Source organism: Pseudomonadales bacterium (assembly GCA_041395945.1).
In the GTDB taxonomy this organism is placed as follows: domain Bacteria; phylum Pseudomonadota; class Gammaproteobacteria; order Pseudomonadales; family Azotimanducaceae; genus SZUA-309.
The window spans coordinates 562,787-579,672 of sequence record JAWKZN010000002.1; the positions used below are offsets into that span (position 1 = coordinate 562,787).

Annotated in this window: 17 protein-coding genes; 11 read left to right on the forward strand and 6 right to left on the reverse strand. The window is 62.7% G+C overall.

From position 1 onward, the window contains the following. Window positions 1-90 precede the first annotated feature (90 nt). The 3 genes from R3E82_19265 (at window position 91) to R3E82_19275 (ending at window position 3,938) form a co-directional block, all read left to right on the forward strand. Complete coding sequence (locus tag R3E82_19265) at window positions 91-1,662, forward strand: phosphoenolpyruvate carboxykinase (protein ID MEZ5553031.1); 1,572 nt, start codon at window positions 91-93, stop codon at window positions 1,660-1,662. 72 nt (window positions 1,663-1,734) lie between these two features. After that, window positions 1,735-3,258, forward strand: coding sequence for a glutamate--cysteine ligase (gene gshA / locus R3E82_19270; protein ID MEZ5553032.1), 1,524 nt, complete (start codon window positions 1,735-1,737; stop codon window positions 3,256-3,258). Next, window positions 3,258-3,938, forward strand: a complete 681-nt coding sequence (locus R3E82_19275; protein MEZ5553033.1) for an ACP phosphodiesterase — start codon at window positions 3,258-3,260, stop codon at window positions 3,936-3,938. Before gshA ends, R3E82_19275 begins: the two co-directional genes overlap by 1 nt. Here R3E82_19275 and R3E82_19280 read toward each other — a convergent pair. Further along, window positions 3,922-4,365: a flagellar basal body-associated FliL family protein gene (locus R3E82_19280; GenBank protein ID MEZ5553034.1), complete on the reverse strand. Its 444-nt coding sequence runs from the start codon at window positions 4,363-4,365 to the stop codon at window positions 3,922-3,924. The genes R3E82_19275 and R3E82_19280 overlap by 17 nt on opposite strands. Before the next feature lie 98 nt (window positions 4,366-4,463). Between R3E82_19280 and R3E82_19285 the strand changes: the two genes are divergently transcribed. The 6 genes from R3E82_19285 to R3E82_19310 all read left to right on the forward strand — a co-directional run bounded on the left by R3E82_19285 (window position 4,464) and on the right by R3E82_19310 (window position 10,749). After that, window positions 4,464-5,441: an NADPH:quinone oxidoreductase family protein gene (locus tag R3E82_19285; GenBank protein ID MEZ5553035.1), complete on the forward strand. Its 978-nt coding sequence runs from the start codon at window positions 4,464-4,466 to the stop codon at window positions 5,439-5,441. Next, entirely contained in the window at window positions 5,438-5,938 is a 501-nt protein-coding gene (locus R3E82_19290) for a disulfide bond formation protein B (GenBank protein MEZ5553036.1), read from the forward strand. Before R3E82_19285 ends, R3E82_19290 begins: the two co-directional genes overlap by 4 nt. 110 nt (window positions 5,939-6,048) lie before the next feature. Further along, on the forward strand, window positions 6,049-6,642 hold the full coding sequence (locus R3E82_19295) for an Rsd/AlgQ family anti-sigma factor (protein ID MEZ5553037.1): 594 nt from the start codon (window positions 6,049-6,051) through the stop codon (window positions 6,640-6,642). A 12-nt stretch (window positions 6,643-6,654) separates the two neighbouring features. Next, window positions 6,655-7,647 carry a hypothetical protein gene (locus R3E82_19300; GenBank protein MEZ5553038.1) on the forward strand — a complete coding sequence of 331 codons (993 nt, stop codon included), beginning with the start codon at window positions 6,655-6,657 and terminating at the stop codon, window positions 7,645-7,647. Window positions 7,648-7,958: 311 nt separating this feature from the next. Beyond that, the gene (locus tag R3E82_19305) at window positions 7,959-8,717 is read left to right on the forward strand and encodes a ParA family protein (GenBank protein ID MEZ5553039.1); all 759 of its coding nucleotides are present in this window, start codon (window positions 7,959-7,961) and stop codon (window positions 8,715-8,717) included. Between the two features lie 112 nt (window positions 8,718-8,829). Then, window positions 8,830-10,749, forward strand: a complete 1,920-nt coding sequence (locus R3E82_19310) for an ATP-binding cassette domain-containing protein (GenBank protein ID MEZ5553040.1) — start codon at window positions 8,830-8,832, stop codon at window positions 10,747-10,749. Here R3E82_19310 and R3E82_19315 read toward each other — a convergent pair. From R3E82_19315 to R3E82_19325, 3 genes are all read right to left on the reverse strand, one after another. Further along, window positions 10,746-11,774, reverse strand: coding sequence for a PDZ domain-containing protein (locus R3E82_19315; protein MEZ5553041.1), 1,029 nt, complete (start codon window positions 11,772-11,774; stop codon window positions 10,746-10,748). The genes R3E82_19310 and R3E82_19315 overlap by 4 nt on opposite strands. A 16-nt stretch (window positions 11,775-11,790) precedes the next feature. After that, window positions 11,791-12,258 carry a hypothetical protein gene (locus R3E82_19320; GenBank protein ID MEZ5553042.1) on the reverse strand — a complete coding sequence of 156 codons (468 nt, stop codon included), beginning with the start codon at window positions 12,256-12,258 and terminating at the stop codon, window positions 11,791-11,793. 196 nt (window positions 12,259-12,454) lie between these two features. Further along, window positions 12,455-13,042 (reverse strand): sigma-70 family RNA polymerase sigma factor, encoded by a 588-nt coding sequence (locus R3E82_19325; GenBank protein ID MEZ5553043.1) that lies wholly within the window; start codon window positions 13,040-13,042, stop codon window positions 12,455-12,457. Between the two features lie 165 nt (window positions 13,043-13,207). Between R3E82_19325 and R3E82_19330 the strand changes: the two genes are divergently transcribed. Continuing rightward, window positions 13,208-13,759: a helix-turn-helix domain-containing protein gene (locus R3E82_19330; GenBank protein MEZ5553044.1), complete on the forward strand. Its 552-nt coding sequence runs from the start codon at window positions 13,208-13,210 to the stop codon at window positions 13,757-13,759. An 8-nt stretch (window positions 13,760-13,767) separates the two neighbouring features. Here the strand turns inward: R3E82_19330 and R3E82_19335 are convergent, their stop codons facing one another. Further along, a complete protein-coding gene (locus R3E82_19335; protein ID MEZ5553045.1) occupies window positions 13,768-15,204 on the reverse strand; it encodes an FAD-dependent oxidoreductase in 1,437 nt (478 codons plus the stop codon). Next, complete coding sequence (locus R3E82_19340; GenBank protein MEZ5553046.1) at window positions 15,204-15,935, reverse strand: TVP38/TMEM64 family protein; 732 nt, start codon at window positions 15,933-15,935, stop codon at window positions 15,204-15,206. Before R3E82_19340 ends, R3E82_19335 begins: the two co-directional genes overlap by 1 nt. A 128-nt stretch (window positions 15,936-16,063) precedes the next feature. On the opposite strand from R3E82_19340, the gene R3E82_19345 reads away from it, so the two are divergent. Beyond that, window positions 16,064-16,882, forward strand: a complete 819-nt coding sequence (locus tag R3E82_19345; protein MEZ5553047.1) for an SDR family oxidoreductase — start codon at window positions 16,064-16,066, stop codon at window positions 16,880-16,882. Window positions 16,883-16,886 lie beyond the last annotated feature (4 nt).

Below are 16,886 nucleotides of genomic sequence, written 5' to 3' on the forward strand. Positions count from 1 at the left end.
GCGAAGAGGGCCACATCCTGCACATATGCCTGAGTAAAACCCTCTGGCATAATGCGCCGCTCTTTTGGGACACCTGAAAAAGCGACGAACATGGCCGTAGATATAGACAATACGTCGAAAAACCTCACCCACGTTGACCTTTCGCGCCCGCTGCTCGCCGAAATCTCGGTGCTGCGCGGGGAAGGCCATTTCGCCAGCAATGGCGCCATCGTGGTGGAAACCGGTGCCCGCACCGGCCGCTCACCGAAGGACCGCTTCATCGTCCAGGAGCCTTCCACTGCCGATGCCATCGACTGGGGTGCCATCAACCAGCCGATCAGACCGGAGGTGTTCGAAGCCCTCTGGGATCGGGTGCAGCTGCATCTCGAAAACTGTGAGACCTTCGAATCCCACCTGCACGTGGGCGCGGATCCGGAGCACTATCTGCCCATCGAAGTGACCACCGAATACGCCTGGCACGCGCTCTTCGGCCGGGCACTGTTCATCACACCCGAGCACTACAACCCGCACAACAAACAGGTCTGGCAGGTGGTGAACGCACCCGGCTTCGTCTGCAATCCGAAGCGTGACGGCACCAACAGTGACGGTACCGTGATGATCAACTTCGCCCAGCGCAAGGTACTGCTCGCCGGTATGCGCTATGCGGGCGAAATGAAGAAATCCATGTTCTCCGTGCTGAACTTTCTGCTGCCGGAAAAGGACGTGCTGCCCATGCACTGCTCCGCGAATATGGGCCCCGAGGGCGATGTCACCCTCTTCTTCGGACTGTCCGGTACCGGAAAAACCACCCTTTCCGCTGATCCGGATCGATTCCTGATCGGTGATGACGAACACGGCTGGGGCAAAGGCACGGTCTTCAATTTCGAAGGCGGCTGCTACGCGAAATGCATCGACCTCACCCGGGAAAACGAACCGGTCATCTTCGATGCCATCAGTTTCGGGGCCATTGTCGAAAACGTGGTGATCGACCCCCAGACCCGGATACCCGACTACGCGGATTCGAGCCTCACGGAAAACACCCGGGCCTGCTACTCGCGGGACAACATCGAAGCCAAGGTACCCGAGAATCGTGGCGGCGAACCCAACAGCATCATCTTCCTGACCTGCGATGTCAGCGGCGTGCTGCCACCGGTGGCTCTGCTGTCGAAAGAAGCGGCCGCCTATCACTTTCTGTCCGGTTATACGGCCGCCGTCGGTTCGACGGAAATCGGCTCCACGGAAGCCTTCAAAATCACCTTCTCAACCTGTTTTGGCGCACCCTTCTTTCCGCGACCGGCCGGTGTCTACGCCGACCTGCTGATCAAGCGGATCGAAGACTTCCAATCCCGGGTCTATCTGGTCAACACCGGCTGGACAGGTGGCGGCTACGGCGTGGGCAGGCGCTTCAACATCCCCACTACCCGTGCCATCATCCGCGCGATCCAGTCCGGATCCCTCAAGGATGTGGCGACTGAAACACTGCCCGGCCTCAATCTGCAGATCCCCAAGGCAGTAGACGGTGTCGACACGCAATTGCTGAATCCGCGCAACACCTGGTCAGACAAAGCAGCCTATGACAGGGCGGCCAGAAATCTGATCGGCAGATTCCAGGAAAATTTCAAGAAATACGACGTGGAAAAAACCATCGTGGACGCAGGTCCGGATGGAAATTTCGGCAGCTGACCGCGCCGGGTGTCGGAGACAAGTGCCTTGACCGCAAACGTTTTCGATATCCCAGAGCAGGTTCTGGACTCGATGGGCGCCGACCTCACGGTGCTCACCCGCATGCGCTGTGGCATCGAAAAGGAAAGCCTGCGGGTGACGCGGGAAGGTGCACTCTCACCCGAACCACATCCTGCAGGTCTCGGTTCTCCACTCACCCACCCGCACATCACCACCGATTTCAGCGAAGCGCAGCTCGAACTGATCACCAGTGTCCATGAGTCCAGCGATACCTGCATCGCTCAGCTCGAAGACGTGCACCGCTTTGTCTATCAGCAGTTGCACGACGAATTGTTGTGGGCGAGCAGCATGCCCTGTGTGCTGGGTTCGGATGAAGATATCCCCGTAGGTCGCTACGGCAGCTCCAACATCGCCCAGGCAAAGACCGTTTATCGCCTTGGTCTTGGCAACCGCTACGGCCGTCTGATGCAGACGATCTCCGGCATCCACTACAACTTTTCCGTACCCGAGGCCTTCTGGGAGCCGCTGGCCCGTCTGCGTGGCAGCGAGCCGGACCAGGATTTCCGCACCGCTGCCTATTTCGGCCTGATCCGGAATTTCCGCCGCTACTCCTGGCTGCTCATTTACCTGTTCGGCGCCTCGCCGGCCATCTGCAAGAGTTTCGTGAAAGGCAAAACCCACGCCCTCGAAGTCTTCGACGAAGGTTCCCTGTATCTGCCCTACGCAACCTCTCTGCGGATGGGCCGACTCGGCTATCAGAGCGACGCGCAGCAGTCCCTGCATATCTCCTATAACTGTTTTTCCCGGTACGCGGCTTCGATGCAGCAGGCGCTGACCACCTCCTACCCGGCGTATGAAAAGATTGGCGTGAAGGTGGACGGCGAGTACCGGCAGCTCAACACCAACCTGCTGCAGATCGAAAACGAGTTCTACGGAACCATCCGGCCCAAGCGTCCGGTACAGAAAGACGAACGGCCGCTGGATGCGCTGCGCAGTCGCGGTGTGGAGTACGTGGAAGTACGCTGCCTGGATCTCAACCCTTTCCTGCCGGTCGGTATCGATACCCAGGAAGCCCGCTTCCTGGATGTGTTCCTGCTCTACTGTCTGCTGCTCGACAGCCCTGAAGACAGCGAGGAAGAATCTGCCACCATGTCCGCGAATCAGCTGAAGGTGGTGGAGCAGGGACGGCGACCCGGACTGCCACTGGAAATTCTGGGCACCACCCACACGCTTGCGGAGTGGGGAGACGTGCTCTGTCACGGTCTGCAGCCTGTTGCCGATCTGCTGGATGAGGCAAACGGCCACGACATGTTCACTTACAGTCTGGCAGTGCAGAAACAGAAGCTGGCTGATCCCGAGCAGACGCCTTCGGCGCGCATTCTCGAGATGATGCGCAGCCAGGAGATCCCCTTCTTCCGTTTCATCATGAATCAGTCGATTGCCCACAAGGGCTACTTCGACAACCGGCCTCTGCGGGATCGCACCCTGCGGCGCTACACGCGTCTTGCCGAAGACTCCGTGAAGGAGCAGATCCGGATCGAGCAGGCCGACACCGTCGACTTCGATACTTTTCTCGAGGGCTACCTGGCGCTCTGATGAATTTTCTCGCTCACTGTCTGATCGGCGCCCGGGTTGCGGGACCGTGCAGCGATTCGATGGGCAACGGATCATACTTCCCCGCTCACAGCTCAGAACCGCCCGACGAAGCCTGGCAGGGATCTCTGATCGCAGGGGGTTTTCTCGGGGATTTTCTCAAAGGCAGAGTGCCCGTCGATATGCCGGCAGCGCTCTCACTCGGCGTGAGACTGCATCGTCGTGTGGACGCTTACAGCAATCGGGCACCACTGATCCTGCGCAGCTGTGAACGCTTTCCGGCCGAGCTGCGCCGGCTCGCTCCTGTGTTCGTGGATATTATCGCCGACCATCTGCTCGCGATGTCCTGGTCTGCCCATCACCCGGAGGTTCTGGCGGATTTCACAGGCACCGCCTATTCAAGTATTGCTGAGCATCGAGACTGGCTGCCCGAATCGGGTCAGCAGTTTCTCGACTACGCAGCCAGCTCCGATCTGTTCGCCCGTTACCAGGAATGGCCGGTAGTCGAGCGCGCTCTGCATTCAGTTGCCCGGCGTATTCGCCGACCGGAACTCGGTGCCCGTGCCGCAGCTGTGAGTCTGGATCTCTATCAGGATCTGACCGCCGACTTCGAGGCCTACTTTCCCGACATCCTCCAGCACGCGGGGGAATGGACGAAGGAACAGATCACCGCTGCACGATGAAATTGGTGAACATGAGATCGTCGAGATAAGGCGCGCCTTCCTCGTTTTCCAGAATCGTCCGCAGTTCGCTCAGCGCCTCCGCCCGGATCATTTCCCTGCCCCGACCGGTGGATACCGTGGCTTCGTCCTGACGGGAGAGCAGCAGCACCAGCGCATTCCTCAATGCGGGCAGGTGATAGCGGGTGGCCATCTCCGCCTGCTGTGACGACACCCGTACCGAGATGTCCGTCTTCACATACATGAGGCTGCCGTTGTCAGAGACACCCACATTGGTGATGAAAGCGGGCTGCAGATCCACATAGCGGACGTCCCGATGCGCAGCTCCTGCCCCGGATTCCTCATCGCCCTCGGCAGCGGAAACGTATCCCGCCAGCCCTGCTACACACAGCAGCAGCAGGTTGAGGCTGCGCACGTCGACCATTGTCATTGCTTTGCTCCGAACTTATATCTTCGAAGCATAGTTGACGCTGACTTTCCGACCAGTACCCTTGCGGGGTCGTCGCCACAGGTTGAACCCTACTCATCATGAAAGCTGTACTGTGCAAGGCCTTCGGGCCGCCCGAGAGTCTGGTGCTGGAAGATGTCCCGGAACCCATACCGGGACCTGGCGAAGTGCTCGTGGACGTTCGAGCGAGCGCCATCAACTTTCCCGACGTGCTGATGATCGAAGGCAAATACCAGAGCCGTCCGCCTTTCCCCTTCTCTCCCGGGGGGGAGATTGCCGGGGTGGTAGCCGCTCTGGGCTCCGGGGTGTCGAAGTTTGCCGTGGGTGATCGGGTCTTCGCCGGGATCGGCCACGGTGGTTTCGCCGAGCGCGTGGTGGTGAACGAACGCGCTCTGCGGACCATGGCCAAAGGCATGAGTTTCGCCCAGGCATCCGGCATCTCCACAACCTACGGCACCTCCTACTATGCACTCAAACAGCGCGCCGATCTCAAAGCCGGTGAGACCCTGCTGGTACTGGGTGCGGCTGGCGGCGTTGGGCTGGCCGCCGTGGAACTGGGTAAGGCCATGGGTGCCCGGGTCATCGCGGCGGCGAGTTCGGCGGAGAAACTCGCGGCGGCCAGGCGGGCCGGTGCCGATGAACTGATCGACTACAGCGATGGTGAGCTCAAGGAGAAGGTCAAGGCACTCACAGACGGCAGAGGGGCCGATGTGATTTATGATCCCGTCGGCGGTGAGCTTTTCGACCAGTGCATGCGCTGCATCAACTGGTACGGACGCATCCTGGTGATCGGCTTCGCCGCAGGGGATATCCCGAAAGTACCCCTCAATCTGATCCTGCTGAAGAGCTGTCAGCTGGTAGGGGTATTCTTCGGTGCCTGGTCCGCCCGCTTCACAGCAGAGGCCGCAGCCAATTTTTCCGAAGTACTCGAATTCTACAAACAGGGTCTCATACGTCCGCTCGTGGGAGCCGAGTACCCGCTTACTGAATATGCCGCCGCATTGCGCTGCCTGAGTGAGCGACGCGCGATCGGTAAAGTCGTGGTGATTGTGCAATGAATCAGTTTCAGGATTCCTCCGAGGCCTGGGCCACGATGATCGTCGGTGTCTGCGGCGTCCTTCTCTGCGGCGCGCTGGTGATGGAATACGCGCTGGGCCTGGCACCCTGTCCACTCTGTCTGATGCAGCGCATCTGGTTCGGTATTGCCGGACTCATCGCAGTGGGCGGTCTGCTGCACTCCTCACGCTGGGGCATCTATCCCCTGCTCAGCATGCTGGCGGCTCTGGTCGGGGCGGGATTCGCGCTGCGCCAGCTCTACCTGCAGAACCTGCCGGCGGAGCAGGTACCCGCCTGCGGGCCGGACATGGCCTATGCCATCGAGAATTTCCCCTTCGCCGACGTGCTGGCAATGATGACCCGGGGTACCGGAGACTGCGCACAGGTGAGCTGGCAGTTCATCGGCATTTCGCTGCCGGGCTGGGCGCTGCTCGGCTTCGTGGTACTCATCGTTCTGTCCGCGCTGCAGTTACGTGCAGCCAGCGTGGCGTCGCGCTGATCCATCAGGCATCTGCCGCCAGAGGCAGGAGACGCTTCGAGCGGCCAACTGGCGTAATTCGCAGACCGGACTATCTTTCTCATGGAAAACCATTCGGAGAGGGATAGTTCATGCAGACAGAAGTTGTGCCGGCCGTTGATCGCAACCACACATCCACCCGCAGTTCCTCTGCGACCCGCAGTTCCCCTGCGACCCGCAGTTCCCCTGCGACCCGCAGCGCCTCAGAGCGCACCCGGGAATATCTGGAAAATTCCGACAAGACCTTCGGCGGTTGCCGTCAGCGTCTGATCGCGTACCTGGTGAAACTCAATCACGCACTGGATGAGAATTTCATCGATCTGTCCGAGGCGTTGCTCGGCCGTTTCTGCGACACACTGGTCGACTACCTTTCCGCCGGTCACTTCCGGGTATTTCAACGGGCGATTCCCAGCGCTCACGAATATGCGGCAATCGAAGCGTCCACCCGCCAGGCAATGATGTTCAACGATACCTTCGGCAATCCCGCGAACATCGACGTGAGCGCAGTGAAAAACGCTCTGGAAGCACTCGCCCTGACACTGGGGACCCGCTTTGAACTGGAAGACGACATTCTCCGCAACGACAATGCCCAGGAGGAGATCCCGGAAGATGCCGCCGTCCTCCTCGCCGCGATGGTCGAAATACCCGCAACCCGCAATCACGCGAGTACCCGGGGCCTCCACTGATCCCGGAAGTCAGTGAATTTCCTGGACTTCCAGCAGGTGCAGAAAAAACCACGGGCAGCACTCGCGCTCGTGACACTCCTCGCATTGTGCGGGTGTCTGCACGACGACACCGACGCAAGCCACGAACTGGCCAGCCAGGGTATCTTCTCCGGAGCACTGTCCAGCGACGGCGCTTTCAGCCTTGTCGGCTCCCTCAATCACGGCGCCAGCCTCTGGCGTAATCCCGATCACGAACGACTCTACGACTGGAATCACCAGGCGGGTGAATATTCGACTCTGACAGCGGCCGCGTTTTCTCCCGACGGCACCCGGGCTGCTACCGCTGACCCGCGCACCCTGGTGCTGTGGGATACCGGCACCGGCCAATCACTCGGCTACTGGGCAACACCGGGCAGTGTGATGAGCCTCGCCGTGTTGAATCAGGGCCGTGCGGTGCTGATGGGACTCGAGGATCACAGTGCGGTGTTGTTCGATCCCACAAACGGCGCGCATCTGCGGACCTTCCTGCACCAGGCAGTCGTGGGCAGTGTCGCTGCCAGCACCGATGGCACCCTCGCCTTCACCGGCAGTGACGATGAAACTGCCGTGCTCTGGGATCTGAACACCGGCGAGTCGCTACACCGATTCGAGTGCGGCAATCCGGTGCGGCAGGTAGCACTCTCTGCTACCGGACGCTACGCGTTCACCGCCGCGCAGGGTGCCGCTGTCACACTGTGGGATGCCACCAGCGGTACACGCCTCGCTGACCTTCATGACCGCAACCCCGGTGTGACCAGCGCCCGCTTTGCTTTCGATGAATCCACCCTGCTCATCGGTTTCGTGAATCGTACCGTTGAGCTCTGGGACACCCGCAGCCACCGCAGGATTCAGCGCTGGAATGCCGGCGCCCGGGATCCCTGGCGACCCACGGGTGCGGCCATCCTGGCGGTTGGCTATGACGCCCGTACCGGCGCCTTCCTGGCGCTGGCCGGAGATGGCCGGCTGGTGGAACTGCGTCGCATCTAGGGCGTCCGGCCCTCTCCCTGCCCGTTCATCTTTTAGATCTAACTCTTTGTTTAGTCGACATTCCTTCACCTGAGGTCTGGCGTTCCCCTGCCTGTGTGGCTATATTTATCCACAGGTCAGACCAGTGACCGGGGGGCCGCTCGAGTCAGAACAAAAAAACCGCTCCAAGAACGGTACGCTCACCCAGCAGACTTGAGGGACAGATAAGGGCCCGTTAGAGGGCCGCACAGGAACGGATCCGCGCCAGCCGACTGGATGTAGGCACGCGGGGCGATCTGCCACGCCGTTCTGACATTATGGGAAGGACTGTCATGGACAGCACACGTCCGGCGACCTGCCGGATCCTGGTGATCAACGGTAAAGGTGGCTGCGGCAAGACGACGATCGCCACCAATCTCGCTGTCGCCTATGCCAACCGCGGGCACTCCGTTGCCCTGATCGACAACGATCCGCAGGCATCGAGTTCCTACTGGATCGAACAGCGCAGCCCGGCACTGCCAACCATCCGGCTCATCGCCGCGCATCAGCGACCATCGATGTATCAGACCCAGGTCTACAGCAACCGGCTGCCCCCGGAAGTGGATCGCATCATCGTCGACGGCCAGTCCAATGCCCGGGATCAGGAGATGGAGTCCCTGCTGAAACAGGCGGACATCGTACTGATTCCGATGCTGCCGTCTTCAATCGACATCCGTGCTGGCGGCCGTTTCATCACCAACCTGCTGACCCATCGCGCCTTCCGTAGCTCGCCGCGACCGGTTGGTGTGATCGCAAACCGGATTCAGCCCAACACTGAGACCCACGCCAAACTCGAGCACTTTCTCGGCTGCATCGATGTGCCTGCAGTCGCCACATTCCGGGACAGCCCCGTTTACTCAGAGGCGATCGAGCTGGGCCAGGGCGTCGTCGACATGACAGAGTCGCGAGCCGCACGCAAGGAAACCCCTGCCTGGTGGTCCCTGCTGCGCTGGATCGACGCCCAGCGCGCACCACGCAGTGCCAGCGATCTGCGCCGCAGACCCCTGGCTGCCGGCCCCGCACGTCTGGACGATCGCAGCATAAGCGCCTAACCTCCCGCCCGCGCGCACACCCTCCTGCCGGGAGGGTGACCCTCCCAGCGGGAGGGTGTCGACAGCGTTTGACGAATTCCCGGTTCACTGACCAAAAAAATAGAGATCTGCTGTGCTGACCATCAGCGGCCTCGGCCTCAAGCGGGGTCCGACGACCATATTTGAAAACCTCAATCTGACCGTTCATCCCGGTCAGAAAGTCGCCATTGTCGGCCGCAATGGCGTGGGTAAGTCGACCCTGTTCGAACTGGTGCTGCGCACCGTGCAACCGGATACGGGGGACATCGGGCGTCCTGCCGGCTGGCGTATCGCCTACATGGCCCAGGAGGTAGGAGCCTCTTCGAGGCCCGCACTCGACTACGTGATCGACGGTGACCACGAACTGCGCAAAGCCGAACGGGACCTGGCCGCGGCGGAAGCCGAGGGCCGGGACATGGACATCGCCAATGGCCACATCCGTCTCGACGATCTCGGCGCCTACAGCGCCGAAGCCCGAGCCGGAGAAATTCTCTTCGGTCTCGGCTTTTCCGCTGCCGATACTGCAAGGCCATTTGCAGACTTCTCAGGCGGCTGGCGCATCCGTCTGAATCTGGCCCAGGCCCTCATGACCCCGGCCGACCTGCTGATGCTGGACGAACCCACCAACCACCTCGACCTGGAGGCCACCCTGTGGCTGGAGACCTGGCTGCAGCGTTTTCCCGGCACCCTGCTGGTGATCGCCCACGACCGGGAGTTCCTCGACAACATTGCCGATGTCACCGTACACCTGCACCACGGTCAGGCCGACGTCTATCGGGGCAACTACTCGGCCTTCGAAAGCCAGCGTGCGGAAGCGCTGATGCTGCGACAGGCAGCATTCTCCAAGCAGCAGCGGGAAATCGCCCATATCCACAGCTTCGTGGACCGCTTTCGCGCGAAAGCTTCCAAGGCGCGGCAGGCGCAGAGCCGGCTCAAGGCCCTCGAGCGGATGGAACTCGTGGCTCCCGTGCACGCCGACTCGCCCTACCACCTGACTTTCGCCAGCCCGGAACGCATGTCCAATCCGCTCATCAGCCTCGACCAGGTAAGTGTGGGTTACGGCGCTCATGTGGTGCTGCAGAACGTGCGCGCCTCCATCCTGCCCGGCGCCCGGATCGGTGTGATGGGGGCCAACGGCGCCGGCAAATCGACCCTGTTGAAGTGCCTGCAGGGCGCCCTCGAACCTTTATCCGGCGAGGTGGTGCGCGGCGCCCACTCTGCCATCGGCTACTTCGCCCAGCATCAGATGGAAACCCTCGATGCGTCTGCAACCGGGCTCGCGACTCTCCAGGACGCCCACCCCAGACAGCGTGAACAATGGTGCCGCGACTACCTCGGCCGCTGGGGATTCCCAAAAAATCTCGCGGAACGACCGATAGCCACCTATTCGGGCGGCGAGCGGGCACGTCTTGTGCTGTCCCTGATCGCCGCCGAAAAACCGGCCATCCTGGTGCTGGATGAACCCACCAACCACCTCGACCTGGATATGCGGGAGGCACTCGCGCTCGCGCTGCAGGATTACGAAGGCGCCATGGTGATCGTCGCCCACGATCGCAGCCTGCTGTCCCGTACGGTGAACGAACTGTGGCTGGTCGAACACGGCACCGTGACCCTCATCGACGCCGATCTCGCCGACTACGCGGATCTGCACAACCCGGCAAAACTGCGTGCGGCCGCCGGCCTGCCTGAATTGAAGAGCGCGCCGGTTGCGACGACCCAGGCTGCGGGAAATGAGCTGACCGCAAAGGAGCGGCGCCAGGCTGCCGCACAACAGCGCAAACAGGAACAGCCGCTGCGCAAATCCATCAGACAGGCAGAGGCGGAACTCGAGGCTGTTTCAGCCCGTCTTGCGGATGCCGAGCAAAAACTTGCGGATCCCGAGGCCTACAACAGCCTGCCACCCGGGGAGCTGGACGAGCTGATTCGGATGGCCGGCAAGCTGCGCAAGACCCGGGATGCCGCAGAGCAGAAGTGGCTGGAGGCGTCCGAGGCCCTCGAACGCCTGCAGAGCTAACGCGGCCCGATGAGGGCGGGTCCGCCGGGCGGCGCTTCGGGTCCGCTGACCTCCTTGTGTATAAAGATCGTCTGAGGTCCCGGTCCCATCCCCAACGGCTCGATCTGAATCGACACCCGGGCACCTTCCCGGATCACCTCCGCCGGGACAGCCTGAGTGATCCCGTGCAGCGTTCTGTAGGTATCGCCAATCCCATCGATCGCCGCACCATCGATGCTGCGCAGAATGTCACCGGCGCGTAAGCCGGCGCCGGATGCGGATCCGGATGCGGATGCGGATCCGGATCCGCCGGCACTCATGACCAGCACGCCCTTTTCCACCTGAAAGTAGCGGGCAAGATCGCCGCTGACTTCTTCGAGTCTCAGACCCCCAGGCTGCAGGGCGTCATGCAATACGGGCCAGGCAGCCCGCAATTCGGCCATCGCCTCACTCGCCGCCTCCTGCCCCGCTGCCACGGCGGACTCGATTTCGACCGCCAGCTCCCGGTGGTCGGGCAGCCAGTCGACATCACCCCGCAGTACCCGCAGGGTGAAATCCTGTCGTGCCTGGGTGGTGACCGCCGCCTGCAGGACGGATCCATCCCGGGCATATTCCACATTCACCACCGCTCCGGGTTCGAGGCCATCGAGTGCCTGGCTGAAGCGATCAGAGAAACTGCCGCCGCCCTCGAAGCGGTGGCCGTCGATGGCCAGAAGGCGGTCGCCCGACGCCAGCCCGGCGGCCTCGGCACCACCCCCCGGGGTCACACCGACAATCAGGACACCCTCCTGCCTGTCTGCCTCACCCAGCAGCACACCGAGCGTCGGTCTCGACTGCCGCTGGCCGCCCTGCTCGAACAGTTCCCGGTGCAGCTCGGCGAGACGGGCAGCCGCTGCATCGAGTTCCTGCCGGGCGGTGTCGATTGCGGCCTCGATCTCAGAGCGATCGAATTCACCGCTGCTCTGCCCTGCGATGGCCATCTCGCCGCCCACAACGGCCAGCGCCAGGCCGATTGCCAGCAGTTGCATACCTTTCCGCGACTTCATGCTGTCTCCTCAGATTTCAGTAGTAGGCGACCTGACGGGTCGCATTGATCTGCCTGATCCGGGTCAGTGTGCCCAGCAGCTCGACCCGCCGGGCCCAGAGCGTGCGCTCGGTTTCCGCATCGAGGCGACCGGCGTCCGCCCGCTCCAGCAATTGACCGTCCAGGTCCGCAAGCCGATACAGCAGGGCGGACTCGGCGGGGTCACCCGCCCGGGAACCGGATACCGGTAAGCCGGGTACGGCACGCGCCAGACCTTCGAGCCGGAAGGACACCTGTCGCAGCGCGTTCAGCTCTGCCCCAGGCCCCGGACCATTCATTCCGGCCATTCCGGCGACTCTCCCGGTGAGCGCCGGCCTGCTGCGCATTTCGTGAGAGCTGCCGATCTGCCCTTCCGAGGGTTCCGGCCAGCGCGCGTCCTGCACCAGCAAACTGACCAGAACGCCGAACGTCAGCACAGCTGCGCTGGCGAGAAGCAGATTCCACATTCGCCCCGAATTCCCCGGGCGCCGGTGCTGAGGCGCCGCAAGTCGCGCTCTGATCCGTTGCAGATTTGCGGGATCCGGCTCGAGTGCCGGGAGAGACTGCAGATCCGACTTCAGTGCTCGCAGCCGACGCAACCGCTCAATTTCTCGAGGATCCCCGGAGGCTGCCACTGCGCGGGAACCGTCGAGAGGCTCTCGGTCACGTAGCGCCAGCAGGTCGGATACGGATTGCTGCCGTTCCTTCATCCTGAGTTCCTCCATACAGCGCTTCCAGCCGGCGGTAGCCCCGCGCCAGCTGGGATTTTGAATAGCTCGACGTCTTTCCCAGCAGATCGCCGATTTCCTTGTGGGTATAGCCCTCCACATCGTGAAGCCAGATCACCAGGCGTGTCTTCGCACCGAGTTGCAGCAGCGCGCGCTCCAGGTCACGCAGGTTCCCGAGTCGCAGTGCACCGTCTCCGTCATCCACCCGTTCCGCCGGTTCGCTCTGCGTCCGGCGCCGATACCAGGGTGATCGCAGCCGCATCAGACAGTGGTTGATCGCAACTTTCCGGACCCAGGCCACCACCGCGGTGTCGTCCCGCAGACTGCCGACTTTTTCCATGAGATCCACAAAGGTGTCCTGCATCACCTCTTCGGCAAGCTGACGCTCCCCCAGCACCCTGACACAGAGACCGAATATCGCCGGGGCGAGTACACGGTAGGCGTCGGTCAATGCATCCGCCTCGCCCGCGCGAAGTCCGGCGACGACGGATGCTTCAAGATTCAGGTCGGAAAAGCCTGCCATGGCTCTATAGATGCCTGCGCTGCCGGAAAGGTCGCAGCAGCAGGCAGGCCGATCTGCACACCACCATGCGTCGATTCACCCTCGATCGATTCACCCTCGACAGATCCACCATCGCCAGATCGACATTGATAGAGAGCCGAACGTTCGTTCTGTTACCATCCGCCCATGCGAGTGTCTTCCCGCGCCATGCTGCTCTCCCGGCTTGAAACTGTCTTCGAAGACCGCGGCTATGAGGGCGCCACCCTGAATCAACTCGCAGAAGCCTGCGGGCTGGGTAAGGCGAGCCTCTATCATCACTTCCCCGGTGGAAAGCCGGAAATGGCCGCGGTGCTGCTCAGGGAAGCGGTGGCCAGACTCGAATCACAGGCCTTCGCCCGGCTCCAGTCGCCCGAACCTGCCGCACAACGGCTGGCCCGATTCATTGAAGGCTTTGCCGACTATACCCAGCAGGGTGAGCGCAACTGTCTGGTCGCCGTATTCAGCCAGGGCAGTGCGGCCGACGCCCATGCAGAAGCGGTCGCCGCCCAGTTCGAAACCTGGCTGCAGCGCTTGAGTGCGGTATTCGAAGACACTGGCGCCCGCCCCAAGCGCGCCCAGCGGGAAGCCGCCGCTCTGCTGGCCGGGCTCTACGGCTATCTGCTCACCGCCCGGCTGCTGCGCGACCCGGCCAGCTTCCGGCGGGGTCTGAAACGTCTGCGCAAAACCCTCCCGGACTGAGCGGCACATCAACGCAGCAGTGCATGCAGCCGTCCCACCCAGTTGAGCAGCCGCTCCGGCGCATGGCGTCTGCGCCAGACACCAGCCGCCAGCTTGCTCGCCTCAGAGAGTGTCGGATAGACGTGGATGGTGCTCATGATGCCCTTCAGGCCGATGCCGTGGGTCATGGCCAGCACAAACTCGGCAATCAGTTCCCCGGCCCGGCTGCCGACGATCGTTGCACCGAGAATCTCATCGCTGCCGGGTTTCACCAGGATCTTGACCCAGCCGCCTGTCGCGCCGTCGGCGATGGCACGGTCCACATCATCGAGGGGATAGCGCACGACTTCCACCGCGCGGCCGGCGGCGGCCGCTTCCGCTTCGGACAGACCGACTCTGGCGACTTCCGGATCCGTGTAGGTGGCCCAGGGCACGACCCGGTAGTTCACCCGGAACTTCCAGAACCTGCCGAAGAGTGCGTTGACCGACGCATACCAGGCCTGGTGTGAAGCCATGTGGGTGAACTGGTAAGGGCCCACCACATCCCCGCAGGCGAACAGGTTTTTCTGAGTGCTGCGCAGATAGTCGTCCACCTGCACGGTGCCGTTCGGATGGATGCCGACCCCCAGTTTTTCGAGACCCATGCCCTGGGTGTGTGCCCGTCGGCCGACCGCCACCAGGATGCGATCGAAGCCCACACTCACCGGGCCGGAGGCCGTCTCCGCGTGCAGCACCCCTGCCTCCACCCGTACCGCCCGATGACCGAGGCGGACGTCGATGCCTTCTTCTGTGAACGTGGCTTCGATATGACGGGAGACATCGACATCCTCCCTCGGCAGCAGCCGATCCTCCATGTCGATCAGGGTCACCTGTGTGCCCAGACGGGCGAAACACTGGGCGAGTTCACAGCCGATGGGGCCACCGCCCATGACGAGCAGGCGCCCGGGCAGTGACCGCAGCGCCCAGAGATTGTCCGAGGTGAGCGGCTGCACCGAGTCGAGACCGGGAATCGGTGGCAGAAAGGGTCGGGCCCCGGAGGCCAGCACAATACTGCGGGTGCTCAGCAGCCGATCACCCTGCTCACCGCTGACCCGGACATGGTGGGGGTCTTCGATATGCGCCGTACCGGTGACACAGTCCACGCCCAGTTCCGTGTAGCGGGCAATCGAGTCCTTGGGTTCGATCGTGGCGATGGCCTGCTGGACCCGGGACATCACCGCTGGAAAATCCACTTCGGGGGTCACCGACGCGACACCAAACTTCGCCGCCATGCGCATCTCCCGGGCCGTCTTCGCCGAGCGGATGAGCGCCTTGCTCGGCACGCAGCCGGTGTTCAGGCAATCGCCGCCCATCCGGTCCCGCTCGACCAGTGTGACCCGGGCTTTGACGGTGGCGGCAATGAGCGCCGCGATGAGTCCGGCTGAACCGGCGCCGATCACCACCAGGTTGTTGTCGTAATTTGCCATCAGCGCTGCCTCCGGAGCGCATTCACCCAGCCCACGGATTTACGCGCCAGCAGCGGGAACAGTCCCAGCAGTGTCAGGGCAGCGATCAGGCCCGGACTTAAAACGTCTGCGAGGCTGCTCACCTGGGCGAGCTGGGTGCCTGCAAAGACGAACACGGCGGTGCCTGCCAGCATCCCCAGCTGGCTGACCCAGTAAAAGGTCCACGCGGGCAGCCGACTCACCCCCATCACCAGATTGACGATGAAAAAGGGAAACAGCGGCACCATGCGGATGCTGAACAGATAGAAGCCACCGTCCCGGTCGAGGCCCGCATTCACTGCTGCGAGCTGTCGCTCGAAACGGCTCTGCACCCAGTCCCGCAGGACCGTGCGGGAGATCAGCATCGCCAGGGTCGCGCCCAGCGAGCTGGCAAAGGACACCAGCGCGACCCCCCAGATCAGCCCGAACAGTGCGCCGGCCGCCACCGTCATGACGGCCGCGCCCGGGAGAGAAAGCCCGGTGACCACCACATAGGCACCAAAGAAGAGCAGAGAGGTCCAGGCCGGCTCCTCGTCAACCCTGGCGAGAATGCCGGCGTGGGCCTGCTTCAGAAAATCGAGGGTGAAGTACTGCGGCAGATCGAAGAGAAAGAAAACCGCAACAAGGCAGACAACGGAGAACAGCAGAAAAACTCTGTGCCACCTCCGCAGTTTTCCGGGTGATCCGATGGTTCCAGGCAGGGGCTCCGGCATTCCGTTCTCCGTTCAACAGGACGCATTGTCGCGCATGGGCAGAGTAAATGCGCTTCCGGCGTGAGCCGTGCACCCGGGTGCGGCAGCAATCGGGTAGCATCTGCCGACGGACAATCGGGAGTACTGACATGGATCTCGGACTGGCAGAGCGCAAGGCGGCAGTCGCGGGCGGCTCGCGCGGCATCGGTCGCGCCATTGCCCTGGAGCTCGCCCGGGAAGGCGCGGATGTCGCCATCCTCTCCCGCTCTCAGGCGGATCTCGAGGCAACCGCGCTGGAGATCTCGGCAGAGACCGGACGGCGCATCGTGCCCATCGCCTGCGACGTGACCGACCGAAAAATGGTCGACTCGGCGATCGAACGGGCCGTTACCGAACTCGGCGGGCTGCACATACTGGTCAACAGTGCCTCGCTGCCGGGTGGTTCGCCCACGGCGGTCGGCCGCATCGAATCGATCGTGGACGAGGACTTCCTGCACGATTTCGACGTGAAGTATCTCGGCGCCCTGCGCTGCACGCGCGCGGCAATTCCCCATCTTCAGCGCGCCGGATACGGCCGCATCATCAATATCAGCGGCGCGAATGCCCGCCTGCCCGGCAATCTCAGTGGCGGGGCGCGGAACACTTCGCTCGTGCATTTCACCCGCACGCTCGCACTTCAACTGGGCCGCGACGGCATCACCGTCAACTGCATCCACCCCGGCATGACGCGTACCGAGACCACCCGGGCGATGCTCGAGGCGCGTGCCCTGAAGCTCGGCGTGGCGGTCGAGGAGGCTGAACGGCAGGACTTCGCCCCCGGGGGACGGTTTGAAAACGCCATCGGCCGGATGATCGACGCGTCAGAGGTTGCGCATCTTGCCGTGTTTCTCGCGTCCGATCGCGCCGCGGCAATCACCGGCGATCTGCTCAATCCGAGCGGCGGGGTAGGCAAAGCGGTCTGGTACTGACCCG

Coding starts and splice junctions, on each gene's coding strand:
- R3E82_19280 (MEZ5553034.1), bottom strand. CDS start 4,365: ATGACAATGGTCGACGTGCGCAGCCTCAACCTGCTGCTGCTGTGTGTA.
- R3E82_19290 (MEZ5553036.1), top strand. CDS start 5,438: ATGAATCAGTTTCAGGATTCCTCCGAGGCCTGGGCCACGATGATCGTC.
- R3E82_19315 (MEZ5553041.1), bottom strand. CDS start 11,774: ATGAAGTCGCGGAAAGGTATGCAACTGCTGGCAATCGGCCTGGCGCTG.
- R3E82_19285 (MEZ5553035.1), top strand. CDS start 4,464: ATGAAAGCTGTACTGTGCAAGGCCTTCGGGCCGCCCGAGAGTCTGGTG.
- R3E82_19335 (MEZ5553045.1), bottom strand. CDS start 15,204: ATGGCAAATTACGACAACAACCTGGTGGTGATCGGCGCCGGTTCAGCC.
- R3E82_19325 (MEZ5553043.1), bottom strand. CDS start 13,042: ATGGCAGGCTTTTCCGACCTGAATCTTGAAGCATCCGTCGTCGCCGGA.
- R3E82_19330 (MEZ5553044.1), top strand. CDS start 13,208: ATGCGAGTGTCTTCCCGCGCCATGCTGCTCTCCCGGCTTGAAACTGTC.
- R3E82_19265 (MEZ5553031.1), top strand. CDS start 91: ATGGCCGTAGATATAGACAATACGTCGAAAAACCTCACCCACGTTGAC.
- R3E82_19275 (MEZ5553033.1), top strand. CDS start 3,258: ATGAATTTTCTCGCTCACTGTCTGATCGGCGCCCGGGTTGCGGGACCG.
- R3E82_19295 (MEZ5553037.1), top strand. CDS start 6,049: ATGCAGACAGAAGTTGTGCCGGCCGTTGATCGCAACCACACATCCACC.
- gshA (MEZ5553032.1), top strand. CDS start 1,735: ATGGGCGCCGACCTCACGGTGCTCACCCGCATGCGCTGTGGCATCGAA.
- R3E82_19345 (MEZ5553047.1), top strand. CDS start 16,064: ATGGATCTCGGACTGGCAGAGCGCAAGGCGGCAGTCGCGGGCGGCTCG.
- R3E82_19305 (MEZ5553039.1), top strand. CDS start 7,959: ATGGACAGCACACGTCCGGCGACCTGCCGGATCCTGGTGATCAACGGT.
- R3E82_19340 (MEZ5553046.1), bottom strand. CDS start 15,935: ATGCCGGAGCCCCTGCCTGGAACCATCGGATCACCCGGAAAACTGCGG.
- R3E82_19320 (MEZ5553042.1), bottom strand. CDS start 12,258: ATGTGGAATCTGCTTCTCGCCAGCGCAGCTGTGCTGACGTTCGGCGTT.